14 protein-coding genes are annotated in these 16,219 nt (G+C 72.1%); 8 read left to right on the forward strand and 6 right to left on the reverse strand.

Annotated features, from left to right (window positions below):
* Nucleotides 1-75 precede the first annotated feature (75 nt).
* Complete coding sequence (gene polA / locus ABDK56_RS08365; RefSeq protein WP_349807812.1) at nt 76-2,892, forward strand: DNA polymerase I; 2,817 nt, start codon at nt 76-78, stop codon at nt 2,890-2,892.
* Between the two features lie 59 nt (nt 2,893-2,951).
* Nucleotides 2,952-4,460: a lipopolysaccharide biosynthesis protein gene (locus ABDK56_RS08370; RefSeq protein ID WP_349808138.1), complete on the forward strand. Its 1,509-nt coding sequence runs from the start codon at nt 2,952-2,954 to the stop codon at nt 4,458-4,460.
* Between the two features lie 250 nt (nt 4,461-4,710).
* Here ABDK56_RS08370 and purH read toward each other — a convergent pair whose 3' ends face one another.
* The 4 genes from purH to ABDK56_RS08390 are packed head-to-tail and all read right to left on the reverse strand — an operon-like array spanning nt 4,711 to nt 9,892.
* A complete protein-coding gene (gene purH / locus ABDK56_RS08375) occupies nt 4,711-6,297 on the reverse strand; it encodes a bifunctional phosphoribosylaminoimidazolecarboxamide formyltransferase/IMP cyclohydrolase (protein WP_349807813.1) in 1,587 nt (528 codons plus the stop codon).
* A 23-nt stretch (nt 6,298-6,320) separates the two neighbouring features.
* The gene (locus ABDK56_RS08380) at nt 6,321-7,967 is read right to left on the reverse strand and encodes a heparinase II/III family protein (RefSeq protein WP_349807814.1); all 1,647 of its coding nucleotides are present in this window, start codon (nt 7,965-7,967) and stop codon (nt 6,321-6,323) included.
* Nucleotides 7,967-8,626 (reverse strand): ribulose-phosphate 3-epimerase, encoded by a 660-nt coding sequence (gene rpe / locus ABDK56_RS08385; protein ID WP_349807815.1) that lies wholly within the window; start codon nt 8,624-8,626, stop codon nt 7,967-7,969. The genes ABDK56_RS08380 and rpe overlap by 1 nt, the downstream gene beginning before the upstream one ends.
* Before the next feature lie 15 nt (nt 8,627-8,641).
* Nucleotides 8,642-9,892, reverse strand: coding sequence for an RsmB/NOP family class I SAM-dependent RNA methyltransferase (locus ABDK56_RS08390; RefSeq protein WP_349807816.1), 1,251 nt, complete (start codon nt 9,890-9,892; stop codon nt 8,642-8,644).
* A 29-nt stretch (nt 9,893-9,921) separates the two neighbouring features.
* On the opposite strand from ABDK56_RS08390, the gene ABDK56_RS08395 reads away from it, so the two are divergent.
* Complete coding sequence (locus tag ABDK56_RS08395) at nt 9,922-10,080, forward strand: DUF1674 domain-containing protein (protein ID WP_349807817.1); 159 nt, start codon at nt 9,922-9,924, stop codon at nt 10,078-10,080.
* On the opposite strand, the gene ABDK56_RS08400 is transcribed toward ABDK56_RS08395, so the two are convergent.
* Both ABDK56_RS08400 and tsaD read right to left on the reverse strand, forming a co-directional pair.
* Entirely contained in the window at nt 10,077-11,081 is a 1,005-nt protein-coding gene (locus ABDK56_RS08400) for an NAD(P)H-dependent glycerol-3-phosphate dehydrogenase (RefSeq protein WP_349807818.1), read from the reverse strand. The two genes, ABDK56_RS08395 and ABDK56_RS08400, sit on opposite strands and share 4 nt — an antisense overlap.
* Nucleotides 11,078-12,109: a tRNA (adenosine(37)-N6)-threonylcarbamoyltransferase complex transferase subunit TsaD gene (gene tsaD / locus ABDK56_RS08405; protein ID WP_349807819.1), complete on the reverse strand. Its 1,032-nt coding sequence runs from the start codon at nt 12,107-12,109 to the stop codon at nt 11,078-11,080. Before tsaD ends, ABDK56_RS08400 begins: the two co-directional genes overlap by 4 nt.
* 50 nt (nt 12,110-12,159) lie before the next feature.
* Here tsaD and hemC point away from each other — a divergent pair, with 50 nt between their 5' ends.
* The 5 genes from hemC to ABDK56_RS08430 are packed head-to-tail and all read left to right on the forward strand — an operon-like array spanning nt 12,160 to nt 16,218.
* Nucleotides 12,160-13,074, forward strand: a complete 915-nt coding sequence (hemC, locus tag ABDK56_RS08410; RefSeq protein ID WP_349807820.1) for a hydroxymethylbilane synthase — start codon at nt 12,160-12,162, stop codon at nt 13,072-13,074.
* The gene (locus ABDK56_RS08415; RefSeq protein WP_349807821.1) at nt 13,071-13,727 is read left to right on the forward strand and encodes a uroporphyrinogen-III synthase; all 657 of its coding nucleotides are present in this window, start codon (nt 13,071-13,073) and stop codon (nt 13,725-13,727) included. Before hemC ends, ABDK56_RS08415 begins: the two co-directional genes overlap by 4 nt.
* Complete coding sequence (locus ABDK56_RS08420; protein WP_349807822.1) at nt 13,727-14,560, forward strand: hypothetical protein; 834 nt, start codon at nt 13,727-13,729, stop codon at nt 14,558-14,560. The genes ABDK56_RS08415 and ABDK56_RS08420 overlap by 1 nt, the downstream gene beginning before the upstream one ends.
* A 4-nt stretch (nt 14,561-14,564) precedes the next feature.
* Entirely contained in the window at nt 14,565-15,605 is a 1,041-nt protein-coding gene (locus ABDK56_RS08425; RefSeq protein WP_349807823.1) for a serine hydrolase, read from the forward strand.
* A complete protein-coding gene (locus ABDK56_RS08430) occupies nt 15,595-16,218 on the forward strand; it encodes a prolyl hydroxylase family protein (RefSeq protein ID WP_349807824.1) in 624 nt (207 codons plus the stop codon). The genes ABDK56_RS08425 and ABDK56_RS08430 overlap by 11 nt, the downstream gene beginning before the upstream one ends.
* The last annotated feature ends 1 nt before the right edge of the window (nt 16,219 follow it).

The raw sequence follows: 16,219 nt of genomic DNA on the forward strand, positions 1-16,219 counted from the left end.
GTCCTAGCGCTGGGCAAAATCGGCTCCGTCACGGCCGTTGCGGGTATCGAGGACGGACCCTATGGCGGTGCGTTCATGCCGGATCTCGTCGACAAGCAGCCCCACCTCTATCTGGTCGACGGGTCGAGCTATATCTTTCGCGCGTTCCACGTGCTGCCGCCGCTGACCAACCGGCAGGGGCTTAATGTCGGCGCGGTCTATGGCTACACCTCGATGCTGTGGAAGCTCGCCGACAGCCTCGAGCGGAGCGACGGACCGACCCACCTGGCGGTGATCTTCGACGCGTCGAGCATCACCCACCGCAACCAGCTGTACGACCAGTACAAGGCCAATCGCCCGCCCCCGCCCGAGGAGCTGGTGCCGCAATTCCCGCTGTTCCGCACCGCGACCCGCGCCTTTTCGATCCCGTGCATCGAGGAGGAAGGGCTGGAGGCCGACGACATCATCGCCTGTTACGTCGGCGCGGCGCGAAAGGAAGGGTGGAAGGTCACCATCGTCAGCAGCGACAAGGACCTGATGCAGCTGATCGAGGACGGCGCGGTCGACATGCTCGACACGATGAAGGGCAAGCGCTTCACCCGCGCCGAGGTGGTAGAGAAGTTCGGGGTGGGGCCCGAGAAGCTCGGCGACGTGCTCGCGCTGATGGGCGACAAGGTCGACAATGTTCCCGGCATCCCCGGCATCGGGCCGAAGACCGCGAGCCAGCTGATCAACGATTTCGGCGACCTCGACGCGGTGCTGGCCGGGGCCGAGACGATCACCAAGCCCAAGCTGAAGCAAAGCCTGATCGAGCATGCCGACGCCGCGCGACTTTCGCGCGAACTGGTGCGGCTGGTGTGCGACAGCAAGCTGCCCGAGCCGCTGGAAGGCTTGGCGCTTAAGGGAATTCCCGAGGCGCCGCTGCGGCTGTTCCTGGAGGAGCAGGGATTCAAGACGTTGATGGCGCGGATGACTGGCGCGTCAGGGAAAACCGTTCCGCCGCAATCGCTTGGCCGTGACGTCAAGCCGTCGTCGAGCGCGCCGGTGCCGTCGGGGACCGGGCGCGGCGAGGTCGACAAGCAGGCGTTCGACCGGTCGAAATATGTCACCGTGACGAGCGAGGAGGACCTTGATCGCTGGATCGGCGCGGCGGGGCAGAACGGGATGGTCGCGGTCGACACCGAGACCGACTGCATCGACTGCCAGGTCGCCAAGCTGGTCGGGGTCAGCCTCGCGCTCGAGCCCAACCTCGCCTGCTACATCCCGGTCGCGCATCGCGGGAGCGACATGTTCGCCGAGGCGTCCGCGCAGCTGTCGGCCGAGACGGTGCTGGGCAAGCTCAAGCCGCTGCTCGAGGACCCGGCGGTGCTGAAGGTCGGGCATAATTTCAAATATGACCTGACGATGTTCGCGCGGGCCGGCATCCATGTCGCGCCCTACGACGACACGATGGTGATGAGCTTCGACCTCGACGCGGGGCTTGGCACCCACGGGATGGACGAGCTCGCCAAGCTGCATTTCGGGCACGAGTGCATCGCATTCAAGACGCTGTGCGGGACCGGGCAGAAGCAGATCAGCTTCGACCAGGTGCCGCTTGCCCCCGCGACCGAATATGCCGCCGAGGACGCCGACGTGACGCTGCGGCTGTGGCGGCGGCTGAAGCGGCGGATGGCGGGGGAGCGGGCAACGCGCGTGTACGAGATGGTCGACCGGCCGCTGGTCGCGACGGTCGCGGCGATGGAGCGGCGCGGGGTGCTGGTCGACCGCGGCTATCTCAGCAAGCTGTCGAGCGAGTTCGCCGCCGAGATCGAGAAGCTCGAGGCCAAGGTCTACGAGGCGGCCGACGGGCCGTTCACCATCGGCAGCCCGCAGCAGCTGGGACAGGTGCTGTTCGAGCGGCTGGGGCTGAAGGGCGGGCGCAAGGGCAAGAGCGGCGCCTATTCGACCGACGTCAACGAGCTCGAGCGGCTGGCGGGCGAGGGGGTCGAGGTGGCGACCCGCGTGCTCGAATGGCGGCAGCTGACCAAGTTGCGGTCGACCTATACCGAGGCGTTGCAGGCGCAGATCAACCCCGAGACGGGGCGGGTGCACACCAGCTTCGGGCTGGCGGTGGCGCAGACCGGGCGGCTCTCCTCGACCGACCCCAATCTCCAGAACATCCCGATCCGCACCGAGATCGGGCGCAAGATCCGCGACGCGTTCGTGGCGAAGCCGGGCCATGTCCTGATGAGCGCCGACTATTCGCAGATCGAGCTTCGCCTTGCCGCGCACATGGCCGACGTGCCCCAGTTGAAGGCGGCGTTTCGCGAGGGGCAGGACATTCATTCGATGACCGCCGAGGAATTGTTCGGCAGCGTCGACCGCGAGACGCGCGGGCGCGCCAAGACGGTCAATTTCGCGATCCTCTACGGCATTTCGCCGTGGGGGCTGGCGGGGCGGCTGGGGATCCCCAAGGAAGAGGGCAAGGCGATCATCGACCGCTATTTCGAGCGCTTCCCCGGGATCGGCGCCTATATCAACGACACGCTCGCCTTCGCGCGCGAGAACGGGTTCACCGAGACGCTGTTCGGACGCAAGACGCACTTCCCCAACATCCGCTCGTCGCAGATGAACCTTCGGCAGGGGGCCGAGCGGGCGGCGATCAACGCGCCGATCCAGGGGACCAGCGCGGACCTCATCAAGCGGGCGATGAACCGGATGGACGGCGCGCTGGCGGACGCGGGGCTGGGCGAGGTAGCGATGCTGCTGCAGGTCCACGACGAGCTGGTGTTCGAAGTTCCGCAAGGCCGCGAGGAAGCGGCGGCGGCGGTGATCCGTGACGTCATGGCGTCGGCGGCCGAACCCGCGCTGACGCTCGACGTGCCGCTGGACGTCGAGGTCGGCTGGGGCGCGCACTGGGGCGAAGCGCATTGACCGACGCATCGCCGGCGGCGGCGGGGGCCGCGCCCGAGAAAAAGGACAACACCGCCGACATGGCCGCGCTGGCGCGGGGCGGGCGGCTCAACTTCATCGGCTTCGTGATGCGGCTGATCGCGCGGCTGCCGTTCCTGTTCATCGCCGGGCGAAGCTATGGCCCCGAGGCGCTGGGGCGCTTCGCCTATGCGACGATCGTGGTCGAGCTGGTCGCGCAGCTGGCGAGCCTGGGGCTGAAGCGCGGGCTGGCGCGGCAGCTCGCCAAGAGCGACAGCGAGGGCGGAAAGGCGCAGGCCAATCTCGTCGCCGACGCGCTGCTGGTGTCGCTGTTGGGCAGCGTGGTCGGGATGGTGATCCTCGGCAGCTTTCCCAAGGCGATGTTCCCCAACAGCCAGATCCACGGGCTCGAGTGGCTGCTGCCGGTGACGGTGCTGGCGATTTCGTGGACCGACATCGCGCTCGCCGCGCTCGCCTATCGCAACGACGTCGGCGCGACGGTGCGCGCGCGCGGGGTGGTCGAGCCGTGGACGATCAGCATCGTCGCTTTCGGCTGGGCGTGGATCTCGATCCGCGACGGACTGATCATCGCCTATGTCATCTCGATGGTCGCGGCGATGATCGCGGCGGTGGTGCCGCTGGTGAAGAGTTTCGGGCTCCCGCGCGGGTGGCGGCCCGACCTGCCCGACGCGTGGGCGACCGCCAAGCGCAACATGCCGCTCGCCGCCGCCGACGCGGTCGAATGGGCGAGCCGGCGGATCGACATCGCGGTGCTCGGCCTGTTCATGTCGCCGGTGTTCGTCGGCATCTATTACGTCGCGCAGCAGGTGGCGACGCTGCCCGCCAAGCTGAAAACCAGTTTCGAGCCGGTGCTTGGCCCCGCCATCGCGCGCGGGGTCGAGGCGAAGGATTATGGCGGGATCGCCGGGCAGGTGCGGCAGGTCGGCTTCTGGATCCTCGGCGCGCAGGCCGGGATCGCGCTTGCGCTCGGCATTCCCGGGCGCGCGGTGATGGGGCTGGTCGGGGCCAAGTTCACCGGCGGTACGGCGACGCTCGGCTTCCTGCTGGCGGCCGAGGTGATGGCGGCGACCGCGGTGGTCAGCGAGGCGGCGCTGATCTACCTTGCGCGGCACCGCAACATGATCATCAGCCTCGTCATGCTGGCGATGGAGGCGGGGCTGAGCGTGCTGTTCATCGTGCTGATGCGCGGCGCGCACTGGCCTGAGCCGTTCGTCGCGACCGGGCCCGCGGTGGCGCTGACCGTGTCGCTGGCCTTCGCGTCGGTGATGAAGTCGCGGCTGCTCGCCAAGATCCTCGGCCACCGCGTGTCGGGCTGGCGCTGGGACCTCGTCTGGGCGGCGGCGGCGGCGGTCGCGGTCGGGGTGCCGGCCCGCCTGCTGCTGAGCGAATGGCTGCAGCTGTTCGTCGGCATCCCGCTGATCCTCGCCGCGTTCGGCGCGGTGCTGTGGACCAAGGGCTTCGGCCCCGAGGACCGCGAGCTGTTCCGGATGCGCAAGCGGGATATCGAGAAGCTCAACGAAGACCCGAGCGCAGCGACGCCGGCGCGCTAGCGCCGCCGGAGCAGCGCGAAGAGAGGCTTCGCCGCGGACGGCCTGCGCCTGAAAGGCGACAGGACCGACGGCGCGGATTGTTTCCGCGGCGGCTCTTTCCTTCCTGTCCCTACTTCGACCGTCGCTGGCGGCGCGGAGTAAATCCGCGCCGTCGGTCCTGTCGAGCTTGCGCTCGCAGGCCGGCCGCATTTCGCCGGCTCTTCGCGCTGCTCCGGCGACGCTTCGCGTCGGCGTCGCTGCGCTCGGCGGCTTAATGCCGAAAGTGTCGCATTCCGGTGAACAGCATCGCCAGCCCCGCCTCGTCGGCGGCGGCGATGACCTCGTCGTCGCGGATCGAGCCGCCGGGCTGGATCACCGCGGTGGCGCCCGCTTCGACCGCCGCCAGCAAGCCGTCGGCGAAGGGGAAAAAGGCGTCGGAGGCGACCGCCGAGCCGACCGTGCGCGGCTGGGGCCAGCCGTAGGTCTCCGCCGCCTCGCGCGCCTTGATCGCGGCGATGCGCGCGCTGTCGCGGCGGTTCATCTGGCCCGCGCCGATCCCGGCGGTGACGCCGTCCTTGGCGTAGACGATCGCGTTCGACTTGACGTGGCGCGCGACGGTCCAGGCGAACAGGCAGTCGGCGAGTTCCTGCGCGGTCGGCTCGCGCCTGGTCACCAGCTTGAGGTCGTCGGCGGTAATCGCGCCACTGTCGCGGTCCTGAACGAGGATGCCGCCGGCGATGATGCTCATCACCTGCCCGGCGCGGCGCGGGTCGGGCAGCCCGGCGGTCAGCAGCAGGCGGAGGTTCTTTTTCTTGGCGAACAGCGCCTTGGCCTCGTCGCTCGCGCCCGGGGCGACGACCACTTCGGTGAAGATACCGGTGATCGCCTCGGCGGTCGCGGCGTCGAGCGGGACGTTGGTGGCGACGATCCCACCGAATGCCGACACGCTGTCGCACGCCAGCGCCTCGTCCCACGCGCCGCGGAGCGAGCCGCGCTGCGCGACCCCGCACGGGTTGGCGTGCTTGACGATCACCACCGCCGGGTCCTGCCCGGCGAATTCGGCGGCGAGTTCGAGCGCGGCATTGGCGTCGTTGTAATTATTGTAGCTGAGTTCCTTGCCCTGCACCTGCGTCGCCTGCGGCAGGCCGTGGGTGTCGACGCTGCCCGGGACGTAGAGCGCGGCGTCCTGGTGCGGGTTTTCGCCGTAGCGGAGCGTCCCCGACAGGACGCGCGCCGAGGCGGCCTTCGCGGGGAATTTCGTCTTCTGGTCGGCGGAAGCGAACCAGTGCGAAATCGCGCTGTCGTAGGCGGCGGTGGTGGCGAACGCCTTGGCCGCCAGCCGCTTGCGGAAGGCGAGGTCGGTGCCGCCCGCGCCGAGCGCGGCGAGCAGCTCGGGATAGTCGGCGGGGTCGGTGAGGATCGCGACCGAGGCGTGGTTCTTGGCCGCCGAGCGGACCATCGAGGGACCGCCGATGTCGATATTCTCGATCACCTCGTCGCGCCCCGCCCCCTTCGCGACGGTCGCCTCGAACGGGTAGAGGTTGATCACCGCCAGATCGATCGCGCCGATGCCGTGCGCGTCCATCGCCGCGACATGGTCGGGGTTGTCGCGCACCGCGAGCAGCCCGCCGTGGACGGTCGGGTGGAGCGTCTTGACGCGCCCGTCCATCATCTCGGGAAAGCCGGTCAGGTCGCTGACGTCGCGGACGTCATGGCCGAGCGCGCGAAGCTTGGCGGCGGTTCCACCGGTCGAGACGAGTTCGACCCCGGCCGAGGCGAGCGCGGCGGCGAGCGCCTCGATCCCGCTCTTGTCGGACAGCGAGATCAGCGCGCGGCGGATGGGGACGATATCGGTCACGTGGGGTCCTTTTTGCTGGGAGCTTAGCTGGCGCGGCGGAACTGCCAGCCGATGTCGCCGCCGACGCCGCTGACTTCGCCGACGACGACGAGCTGGTAGGTGGGGACGATCCGGCCGCGCCCGTCGACGTGGAGGCTTTCCTCGACCTGGAGCATCGCGCCGCGGCAGCGGAAATTCCACGGCGGCGCGCCCGCCGAGCGGAGGATCGCGCCCATCCCGTCGGCGGTGACGGTCGGTTCGACCCCGGGGGCGAGGTGGAAGCGGATCGCGTAGGGCGCGGCCTCGCGGATCTTGCGACGGCCCTTGGGCAGCAGCCGGTCGTCGCCGCGCAATTCCTTGCCGTCGTTGCCGAGCGTCAGCCGGCGCTGGTGGACGAGGCCGAACTTGCGGACGTAGCCGTCGTGGCTCGCTTCGAGCCGCGAAGCGTCGTCGCTTTCGTCGCGGCTGGTCGTCACCTCGCCGACCCCGCGGCCGAGCGCGCCGCCTTCGCCGATCGCGGTCGAATTGGTGTCGTCGAGCACCAGCGTCGAATGGGCGGCGGTGGTGCGCAGCGCCGCGGCGAGGTCGGGCGAAAGGTCGGCAGGGGCGAGTCCGGGGCCGCCGCAATTGACCACCAGCCGCTGCGCCCCGTCGCTGAATTCGAGCGCGAGGGTCGAGGCGCAGCCGGTGGCGAGCAGCCGCGCGGGCGGGGGCGCGGCGGCATCGACCACCACCACGCTGCCGAGCGCGCTCATCCGCTGGTAGCCCCAGCCGCGCGCGGCGCGGAGCGGGCGGGCGCGGAGCCCGCAGCCGTCGACCAGCGCGGCGAGGCGCGCCGCGTCGCCGGGATTGCCACCCTGCCAGCTCGACAGCGTGCCGTCGCCCATGGTGACGCCATGAAGCGCGGCGAGCGCGGCGGCGGCGGCCGATTCGAACGCGTCGGGCGGGGCCTGCTTGGCGGCCGAATAGGCGGCACGGACGAGGCCGAGCCGGTCGACCAGCACCGCCTGCTGCGCGGGCGACCGGCTCATCAGCCCGCCGTCGTCATATTGCGCCGAGGCGAGCGCGCGCATCAGCCCGCCCTCGGCCTTCGACAGGCGCGGGAGCCCGCCCTGGAGCGTCAGCGCGGCGACCAGCGCGCCCGCCCAGGCCGAGATCCGGTCGAGCCCGGCGGGGGCCTTGTCGGCATTCGCCTCGAGATGGCGCGCGCCGCGCGCGAGGGTGTTGAGCAGCGCCGAGCGGTAGGAGGGATCGCGGCTCGACAGGACGTAAGGGGCGTAGGCGGTCCAGAACAGGATCCGCACCCCCCACAGCGCGGGCGCCCAGGCGGCGTCGGGTCTGGCGCCGTGCGCGACGAGCCACTTGCCGGCCACCGCCTCGGCCAGCCGCGCGCCCTTTTCGCGCGAGGCGGCGGCGGCGAGATCGCGCAGCCATTCGAACCCCTGTGCGTAGCGATCGAGCGGGTCGGCCGAATCGAGCGCGGCGAAGTCGAGCGCCTCGAGCGACAATTCCTGCTTGCCGAGCCGCAGCCGGCCGGCGAGCAGTGCGTCGCCCGCCGCGCGCTCGCCCGCGACATGGTCGCGCGGGACGGCGGTAAGGCGGAGCGGCTGCTTGCCCGCACCGAACAGCCGCGCGAACAGCCCGCCTTTCGCCAGTTTGCCGACCGCCTTCGCCGACGCGTCGGAGGCCATCAGTCGCCCCGGAGCGCGGCGATGTTGCGGGCGTAGCCGGCGGGGCCGTCCTTGAACACCGCGGTGCCCGCGACCAGCGCGCCCGCGCCGGCATCGACGCATTGGCGCGCGGTGACGGGGTCGATCCCGCCGTCGACCTCGACGATCGTCGACAGGCCGCGCTTGGCGATCATGGTGGCGACCGCCTCGATCTTGCCGAGCTGGCTGGCGATGAATTTCTGCCCGCCGAAGCCGGGATTGACGCTCATCACCAGCACCACGTCGGTCAGGTCGAGGAGGTAATCGAGCATCTTCGCCGGAGTGCCGGGGTTGAGCGAGACGCCCGCCTTCTTGCCGAGCGAGCGGATGTGCTGGAGCGAGCGGTGGATGTGCGGGCCCGCTTCGGGATGGACGATGATGTGGTCGGCGCCGGCGTCGGCGAAGGCGTCGAGATAAAGATCGACCGGGCTGATCATCAGGTGGACGTCGAACGGCTTGGCCGAGTGCGGGCGGAGCGCCTTCACCACCGCCGGGCCGATGGTGAGGTTGGGGACGAAATGGCCGTCCATCACGTCGACGTGGATCCAGTCGGCCCCCGCCTCGTCGATCGCGCGCACTTCCTCGCCGAGCTTCGCGAAGTCGGCGGACAGGATCGAGGGCGAGATGAGCGGCGCGGGCATCGGCTCGATTAGACGTTAATCGCTGCCGCGGACAAGGTGGGCGATGAAGAAACCGTCGAGCCCGCCCGCCTCCTCGAGCTGGCCGGGGAGAAGGCGGAGCCAGCCGCGTTCGCGCGGGGCGATCCCGGGGACGGCGGGGGGCGCGGGTTCGAGGCGCCAGCCGGGGTGCTTACCAAGGAAGCGATCGACCTGCACCTCGCCTTCTTGCGGTTCGAGGCTGCACACCGCGTAGACGAGGCTTCCGCCGGGCCGGAGCCAGGTCGCGGCGCGATCGAGCAGGCGGGCCTGCAGCTCGGCGCAATCGGCGATGATCCGCGCGGTGGCGCGGTGGAGCACTTCGGGGTGGCGGCGGAAGGTGCCGGTCGCCGAGCAAGGGGCGTCGAGCAGCACCGCGTCGGCAGGAGCGGGGGGCGACCAGTCGAGCGCGTCGGCGGCGACGGGGGTGGCGTCGAGCCGGGTGCGGGCGAGATTGGCCCGCAGTCGTTCCAGACGACTTTCCGAGCGGTCGAGCGCCGTCACCGCATGGCCCGCGGCGGCGAGCTGCATCGTCTTGCCCCCCGGCGCGGCGCAGGCGTCGATCACGCTGCGCGCGTGGGCGGGGACCAGCCGCGCGGGGAGCGAGGCGGCGAGGTCCTGCACCCACCAGTCGCCCTCGGCATAGCCGGGCAGCGACGTCACGCCGCCATCGTCTGGGCCGAGGCGGCGGTGGCGCGGGGCGAGGCTTTGCCCAAGCGGAAAGTCGTCCGAGACGACGTCCGACCTGAAGCTGAGGTCGAGCGGGGGGCGGCGGAGGATCGCGCGGCGCGCGGCGGCGACGACCTCATCGCCCCAGGCGGCGCGCCAGCGTTGTTCGACGGCATCGGGGAGCGGGTCGGCGTCGGAAAAGGTCGCGCCCTTGCGCAGCAGCGTCCCCAGCACCCCGTGGACCAGCCGGCGCGGGCCACCGTCGACCAGCGGCAGCGCGGTCGCGACCAGCGCATGGTCGGGAACGTCGAGCGCGGCCTTTTGCGCGAGCGCGAGGCGGAGGACGGCGCGGGCCTTCGAATCGTCGGGCAGCGACTGGCGGGTGGCCGAATCGATCGCCGCGTCGAGCGCGGGCAGGCGGCGCAGCGTTTCCCCCGCGATCGCCAGCGCGAGCGCGGCGTCGTGGGGCGCAAGGCCCTTGGTCAGCGCGGCGGCGCGATCGAGCGTCTCGCCGCGGCGAAGCACGCCGTCGAGCATGCGGAGCGCGGCGCGGCGCGGGGCGAGACCGGGGACGGCTGGCATGCGCGGCCCATAGCGCCCATATCGACCAGATGGAACGCGAACCGCCGCCCGCCTACCTGACGCCTTCGCCGCCGGTGCCCGACCCCGAGGCGGTCGAGGTCCCCGACACGCCCGAAGGCGAGGAGGACCGGCTCGACCCGACCCGTTATGGCGACTGGGAAAAGAAGGGCGTCGCGGTCGACTTCTAGAGCGTTTCGTCGCGCGGCGGGCGGCTGAGCAGCCCGTCGAGCACCGACTCGATCCCGGCGTTGCCCGACAGCAGCGCGTTGACCGCGGCGACGATCGGCATGTCGATGCCCTTCGCCTCGGCGACGCGGTGGAGCACAGGGGCGGTGAAGGCGCCTTCGGCCACGGTGCGGCGGTCGGCCATCAGCGCGGCGGCGTCGCGCCCTTCGCCGATCGCACGCCCAAGCGAGAAGTTGCGGCTGCTGGTCGAGGAGCAGGTGAGGACGAGGTCGCCGAGCCCCGACAGCCCCGCCAGCGTCTCGCGCTTCGCCCCCAGCGCCAGCCCGAAGCGGGTCATTTCGGCGAAGCCGCGCGCGATCAGCGCGGCGCGCGCGTTTTGGCCGAGGCCGCGCCCGTCGACCACCCCGCAGGCGATGGCGAGGACGTTCTTGACCGCGCCGCCGATCTCCGCCCCGACGACATCGTCGCTGAGATAGGTGCGGAAGGTCGGGCGGGCGATGCGGTCGCGGAGCCGCGCGCCGAGCTCGGCATCCTCGCAGGCGAGGGTGACGGCGGTGGGCAGCCCGGCGGCGACCTCGTGCGCGAAGGTCGGGCCCGAAAGGACGGCGACCGGGGAGGTGGTGCAGACCTCGCGCGCGACCTCGTGAAGCAGTCGGCCCGAACGGTCCTCGATGCCTTTCGAGCAGAGGATCAGCGGCATGTTCGGGCAGGGGGCGCGCGACAGCACCGCGCGCATGTGCTGGGCGGGGGTGACGACGACCCAGGCATCGACCCCGGCAAGGTCGGAGAAGTTGGCGGTGGCGCGGATCGCGGGGCTGAGCTTGAGCCCCTTCAGGTAGACCGGGTTTTCGTGGACGCGGTTGATCGCCGTCACGACGTCGTCCTCGAGCGCCCACAGCAACGTCTCGCGCCCGTCGGCGGCGAGCACCTGCGCGAGCGCGGTGCCCCACGCGCCGCCGCCAATCACCGCGACGCGCTCGATATTCGGGTCGATCTCGCTCATGCCTTCACTCCCGCGCCGCGCACCTTTTCCGCGCCTTCGTCGAGCGGCCAGCGCGCGCGCGCGGCGGCGCCGAGCGGGTCGGTGAGGCCCGCGGCGAAACGCTCGGCCCCCGCCCAGCCGATCATCGCCGCATTGTCGGTGCACAGCCAGCCCGGCGGGACCGAAAAGCCGCGCCCTTCGCGCGCGGCGAGGTCGGCGAGCGCGGTGCGGACCACACGGTTGGCGGCGACCCCGCCCGCAACGACCAGCGTCGGCGCGGCGCTGGCGCGAAGCGCCCGCGCGGTGCGGTCGACGAAGCAGTCGACCACCGCCTGCTGAAAGCTCGCGGCGATGTCGGCGTCGGCATGCTCGCCGCTCGCTTTCGCGCGCTGGACCGCGGCCTTGAGGCCCGCGAAGCTGAAATGCGGTTCGGGCGAGCCGAGCAGGGGGCGCGGGAGCGGGACCGCGCCCGCGTCGCCTTGCGCCGCCAGCGCCTCGACCGCCGGGCCACCGGGATAGCCGAGCCCGAGCAGCTTGGCCGCCTTGTCGAACGCCTCGCCCGCGGCGTCGTCGATGGTCGTCGCCAGCCGCCGGTAATCGCCGACCCCGCGCACTTCGAGCAGCTGGCAGTGGCCGCCGCTGGCGAGCAGCAGCAGGTAGGGAAAGTCGAGGCCGGGATCGACGAGGCGGGGCGAGAGCGCATGGCCTTCGAGATGGTTGACCGCGACGAGCGGCTTGCCGAGCGCCAGCGCGAGGCCCTTGCCCGCCATCAGCCCGACCATCACCCCGCCGATCAGCCCCGGGCCGGCGGTGGCGGCGATCGCGTCGACCTCGCCTGCCGCGACGTTCGCCTCGGCGAGCACCTGGCGGACGAGGCCGGGGAGGATTTCGACATGGGCGCGCGCGGCGATTTCGGGGACGACCCCGCCGAACGGGCGGTGCGCCTCGTTCTGCCCGACCACCGCCTGGGCGAGGATCTGCCGGTCCGAGGTGACCAGCGCGGCGGCGCTGTCGTCGCACGAGGATTCGAGGGCGAGGATGAGGGCCATTGCATTCGCCTTTGCCTTATGCCGCGGCGTTGCGCTAGCGCTTGGCGGCGATGGACAATCCTCCCCTCCTCCTTCTCGGCACGCGCGGGTCGCCGCTGGCGCTGGCGCAGGCGCGGATGACCGCGGCGGCGCTCGAGGCGGCGCACGGCTGGGCGCCCGGCACGGTCGCGCTCAACGTCATCAAGACCAGCGGCGACAGGATCCAGGACCGCGCGCTGGCCGAGGTCGGCGGCAAGGCGCTGTGGACCAAGGAATTGGACCGCGCGCTGATCGACGGCGAGACCCATGCGTCGGTCCATTCGATGAAGGACGTCGAGAGCGAGCGGCCCGACGCGCTGGTGATCGCGGCGATGCTGCCGCGCGCCGACGTTCGCGACCGGCTGATCGGGGTCGAGGAGATCGACGCGCTGCCCCACGGCGCGCTGGTCGGAACGAGCTCGCCGCGCCGCGCCGCGCAGCTTCGCCGGTTGCGCCCCGACCTTCGGATCGGGCTGCTTCGCGGAAACGTCGACACACGGCTCGCCAAAGTCGCCTCGGGCGACTTCGCGGCGAGCCTGCTGGCGGCGGCGGGGCTTGACCGGCTCGGCAAGACCGTCGGGGTCGCGGTGGCGACCGACGTCATGCTGCCCGCCCCGGCGCAGGGGGCGGTGGGGATCGAGTGCCGCGCCGACGACGCGGCGACGCGCGCGCGGCTCGCCGCGATCGACCATCGCGAGACCCACGCGGCGGTCGCGGTCGAGCGGGCCTTCACCCGCGCGCTCGGCGGGACCTGCCACAGCCCGGTCGCGGCGCTGGCGCTGGTCGCCGAGGAGGGCTTCGAGTTCCGCGCGGCGATCTATTCGGAGGACGGAGCCGACATGGTCGAGGAGCGCGCGCTGCTGCGCGACGCGGGCGAGGCCGAGGCGCTGGCGGGGGCGATGCTGGCGCGTGCGCCCGACAGCATCCGCCGCCTGTTCGAGGCGTGAGGCCACTCGTCCTGCTGCGCCCCGAGCCGGGGCTGTCGGCGAGCCGGTCGCGCGCCGAGGCGATGGGGATGGCGGTGATCGCCGCGCCGCTGTTCACCATCGAGGCGGTCGAATGGGAGCGGCCGGCGGCGGACGCGTTCGACGCACTGCTGCTGACCAGCGGCAACACGCTTCGGCGCGCGGGTGCGCTGGGCGACCTGGCCGGGCTGCCGGTCCACGCGGTCGGCGAGGCGACCGCGGCGACCGCGCGGGCGATGGGGCTGACGGTCGTCACGGTCGGCGAGCGCGGCGCGCGCGAACTGCTCGAGGGCCTGCCGCCGGGACAACGACTCCTGCACATCGGCGGCGAGGACCGCACCGACACCACCCCGCGCGGGCACGCGATCACCACGGTCACCGTCTATGCGGCGGTGCCGATCGAGACCCCCGACCTGCCCGACCTCAGCGACACGGTGGTCGCGGTGCACAGCCCGCGCGCGGGGCGGCGGCTGGCCGAGCTGGCGCGTGGCAAGGCGGGCGCGCGGGTGGCGGCGATCGGCCAGCCCGCGGCCGAGGCGTGCGGGCCGGGGTGGGAAACGGTCGAGGCGGCGCCGCTGCCCAACGACGCCGCCTTGCTTTCGCTCGCCGCGCGGCTGTGCCAGACAGGCGGGTGATGCCAACGTCGCCCCCCAATGCCTGGACCGCGCGCCTTGCCTGGGCGGTGCTGCTGCTGCTGGTCGGCGCCGGGCTTGCGGTGTGGGGCCTGGCGCGCTGGCAGGCGGGGGCGCAGTTCCTCGGCGTCGCGCCCGCGCCGAGCGCGCCGCGCGTGGTGAGCGTGCCGCAGCCGGTCGCGGCTCCGTCTCCGGCGGCGGCGGCGGTGCCCGACGAGGCGGCGCGGCTGGCGGGGATCGAGGCGCGGCTGTCGAACGTAGAGAATGCGACCCAGCAGGCCGCCGGGTCGGCCGGGCGCGCGGACAACCTGCTGGTCGCCTTCGCCGCGCGGCGCGCGATCGAGCGCGGGATGCCGCTCGGCTACCTCGAGCCGCTGCTGGTCCAGCGGTTCGGCCCGAGCCAGCAGGCGGCGGTGACCGGCGTGATCAGCGCGGGGCGGCAACCCGACACGCTCGACCAGCTGACCGGCGATTACCAGGCGCTTCAGGCGAGCGTCGAGGGGCCATCGCCGAATGAGGATTTCTGGACCGGGTTCAAGCGCGGGCTGGGCGAGCTGGTGTCGATCCGGCGGACCGACCGGCCGAGCCCGGCGCCAGCCGCGCGGTTCGGGCGCGCGCTCGACGCGCTGAAGGGCGGCAAGGTCGCGGTCGCGCTGGCCGAGACGCTGCGGATGCCCGGCGCGGGGCGGCCCGAGGTCAAGGCGTGGATCGACCGCGCACGGCGGATGGCGGGGGTCGAGGCGGCGCTCGACCAGCTTGAGAGCCAGGCGCTGCTGGGTGGCGCCCCGAGCGCTACGAGCGTTCCGAGCGCCCCCGGTGGACCGCAGGCGAAGTGACGTCGTGACGTCGCGGCGGGCGGTGCTGGGCTGGATCGGCGCGCTGCTCGCGTGGCCCGCGCTGGCGCAGCGCGACCCGTTGGCGCCCTCGCCCGAGGCCGGGCCCGAGCGCGGCGCTTCGCCGGAGAGTCTTCGCGCCGAGATCGCCGCCATCGCGCGCCGGTTCAATGGCCGTGCGGGCATCGCCATCGTCAACCTGCGCGACCGGTGGGAAATCGACTTCGGCGCCGACCGGCTGTTCCCGCAGCAGAGCTGTTCGAAGCTTTGGGTCGCGATCACCCTGCTCGACGAGGTCGACGAGGGGCGCGTGTCGCTGGACCGGCAGGTCACCATTCATCCGCGCGACCTCACCCTGTTTCACCAGCCGCTGGCCGAGCTGGTGCGGCGCAAGGGAAGCCATACGACGACGCTCGGCGCGCTCCTTTTCCAGGCGATCACCGAGAGCGACAATACCGCCAACGACACGCTGCTGCGCTCGATCGGGGGGCCCGACGCGGTGCGCGCGACGATCCGCCGCAAGGGCCTCGGCGCGATCCGCTTCTACAATGGCGAGCGCTCGCTCCAGTCGCGGATCGCGGGGCTGACGTGGAGCCAGGGCTATTCGGTCGGCAACGCCTTTTCGCGGGCGCGGGCGGCGCTGCCCTTTGCGGTGCGCAAGGCGGCGTTCGACCGCTATCTCGACGACCCGTTCGACGGCGCATCGCCGCGCGCGGTGGCGCGCGCGCTGGCGCGGTTGAAGCGCGGCGAGCTGCTGTCGCCCGGATCGACCCGGCGGTTGCTGGCGATCATGGGGCGGACGCGGACCGGGCGGGCGCGGGTCAGGGCGGCGCTCGCGCGCGGCTGGGACTGGAACCACAAGACCGGGACCGGGCAGGAGCTGCACGGGCGGATCGGGGGGATCAACGACATCGGGCTGCTCACCGCGCCCGACGGGACGGTCTACGCGATGGCGCTGATGACCGTTCCCAACACCGCGAACGGCGGCGCGCAGGGACTGATGCAGGCGGTGACGCGCGCGGTGATCGCGAGTCATCGTGGGCGCTGATCCGGCGGCGGCGCTGGCGGCGCGGGCGGGGGCGCAGCGGGTGCCGAGCAAGGCGCTCGAACTGTTCGTCGTTCGCGATTTCCTCGACGAGGCGAGCTGCGCGGCGCTGTGCGCGGCGATCGAGAAGCGGCGGACGCCCTCGACACTGGCCGACCATGACGGGCGCGCGGCGTTCCGCACCAGCGAGACCTGCCATTTCGCGCCGGACGACCCGCTAGCGCGCGCGGTCGATGCGGCGATCGCCGGGGCGCTGGGGATCGACCCGGCGCTGGGCGAGCCGATCCAGGGGCAGCGCTATGCGCCGGGGCAGGAGTTCAAGCCGCACACCGACACGTTCAACCCGGGGAGCGCCGACTTTTTCGCGCATTGCGCCGAGCAGGGCAACCGCACGTGGACCGCGATGATCTACCTCAACCGGCCCGAGGACGGCGGGGCGACGCGGTTCAAGGCGATCGGCAAGACGGTGCAGCCCGAAACGGGCAAGCTGCTGGCGTGGAACAACCTCCTGCCCGACGGAACGCCCAACCCGGCGACGCTCCACCAGGGGATGAAGGTGCGGCGCGGGACCAAGTACGTCATCACCAAATGGTTTCGCGAACGGGCGCCCGCCTAGG

It is taken from the genome of Sphingomonas sp. ASV193, assembly GCF_040203355.1.
Lineage (GTDB): Bacteria > Pseudomonadota > Alphaproteobacteria > Sphingomonadales > Sphingomonadaceae > Sphingomicrobium.

Excerpts from the sequence above, each read along its gene's own strand:
- ABDK56_RS08390 (WP_349807816.1), bottom strand. The coding sequence starts at position 9,892 with ATGCCAGCCGTCCCCGGTCTCGCCCCGCGCCGCGCCGCGCTCCGCATG.
- ABDK56_RS08370 (WP_349808138.1), top strand. The coding sequence starts at position 2,952 with ATGGCCGCGCTGGCGCGGGGCGGGCGGCTCAACTTCATCGGCTTCGTG.
- rpe (WP_349807815.1), bottom strand. The coding sequence starts at position 8,626 with ATGCCCGCGCCGCTCATCTCGCCCTCGATCCTGTCCGCCGACTTCGCG.
- ABDK56_RS08420 (WP_349807822.1), top strand. The coding sequence starts at position 13,727 with ATGCCAACGTCGCCCCCCAATGCCTGGACCGCGCGCCTTGCCTGGGCG.
- ABDK56_RS08400 (WP_349807818.1), bottom strand. The coding sequence starts at position 11,081 with ATGAGCGAGATCGACCCGAATATCGAGCGCGTCGCGGTGATTGGCGGC.
- hemC (WP_349807820.1), top strand. The coding sequence starts at position 12,160 with ATGGACAATCCTCCCCTCCTCCTTCTCGGCACGCGCGGGTCGCCGCTG.
- polA (WP_349807812.1), top strand. The coding sequence starts at position 76 with ATGCCGGATCTCGTCGACAAGCAGCCCCACCTCTATCTGGTCGACGGG.
- ABDK56_RS08395 (WP_349807817.1), top strand. The coding sequence starts at position 9,922 with ATGGAACGCGAACCGCCGCCCGCCTACCTGACGCCTTCGCCGCCGGTG.
- ABDK56_RS08380 (WP_349807814.1), bottom strand. The coding sequence starts at position 7,967 with ATGGCCTCCGACGCGTCGGCGAAGGCGGTCGGCAAACTGGCGAAAGGC.
- tsaD (WP_349807819.1), bottom strand. The coding sequence starts at position 12,109 with ATGGCCCTCATCCTCGCCCTCGAATCCTCGTGCGACGACAGCGCCGCC.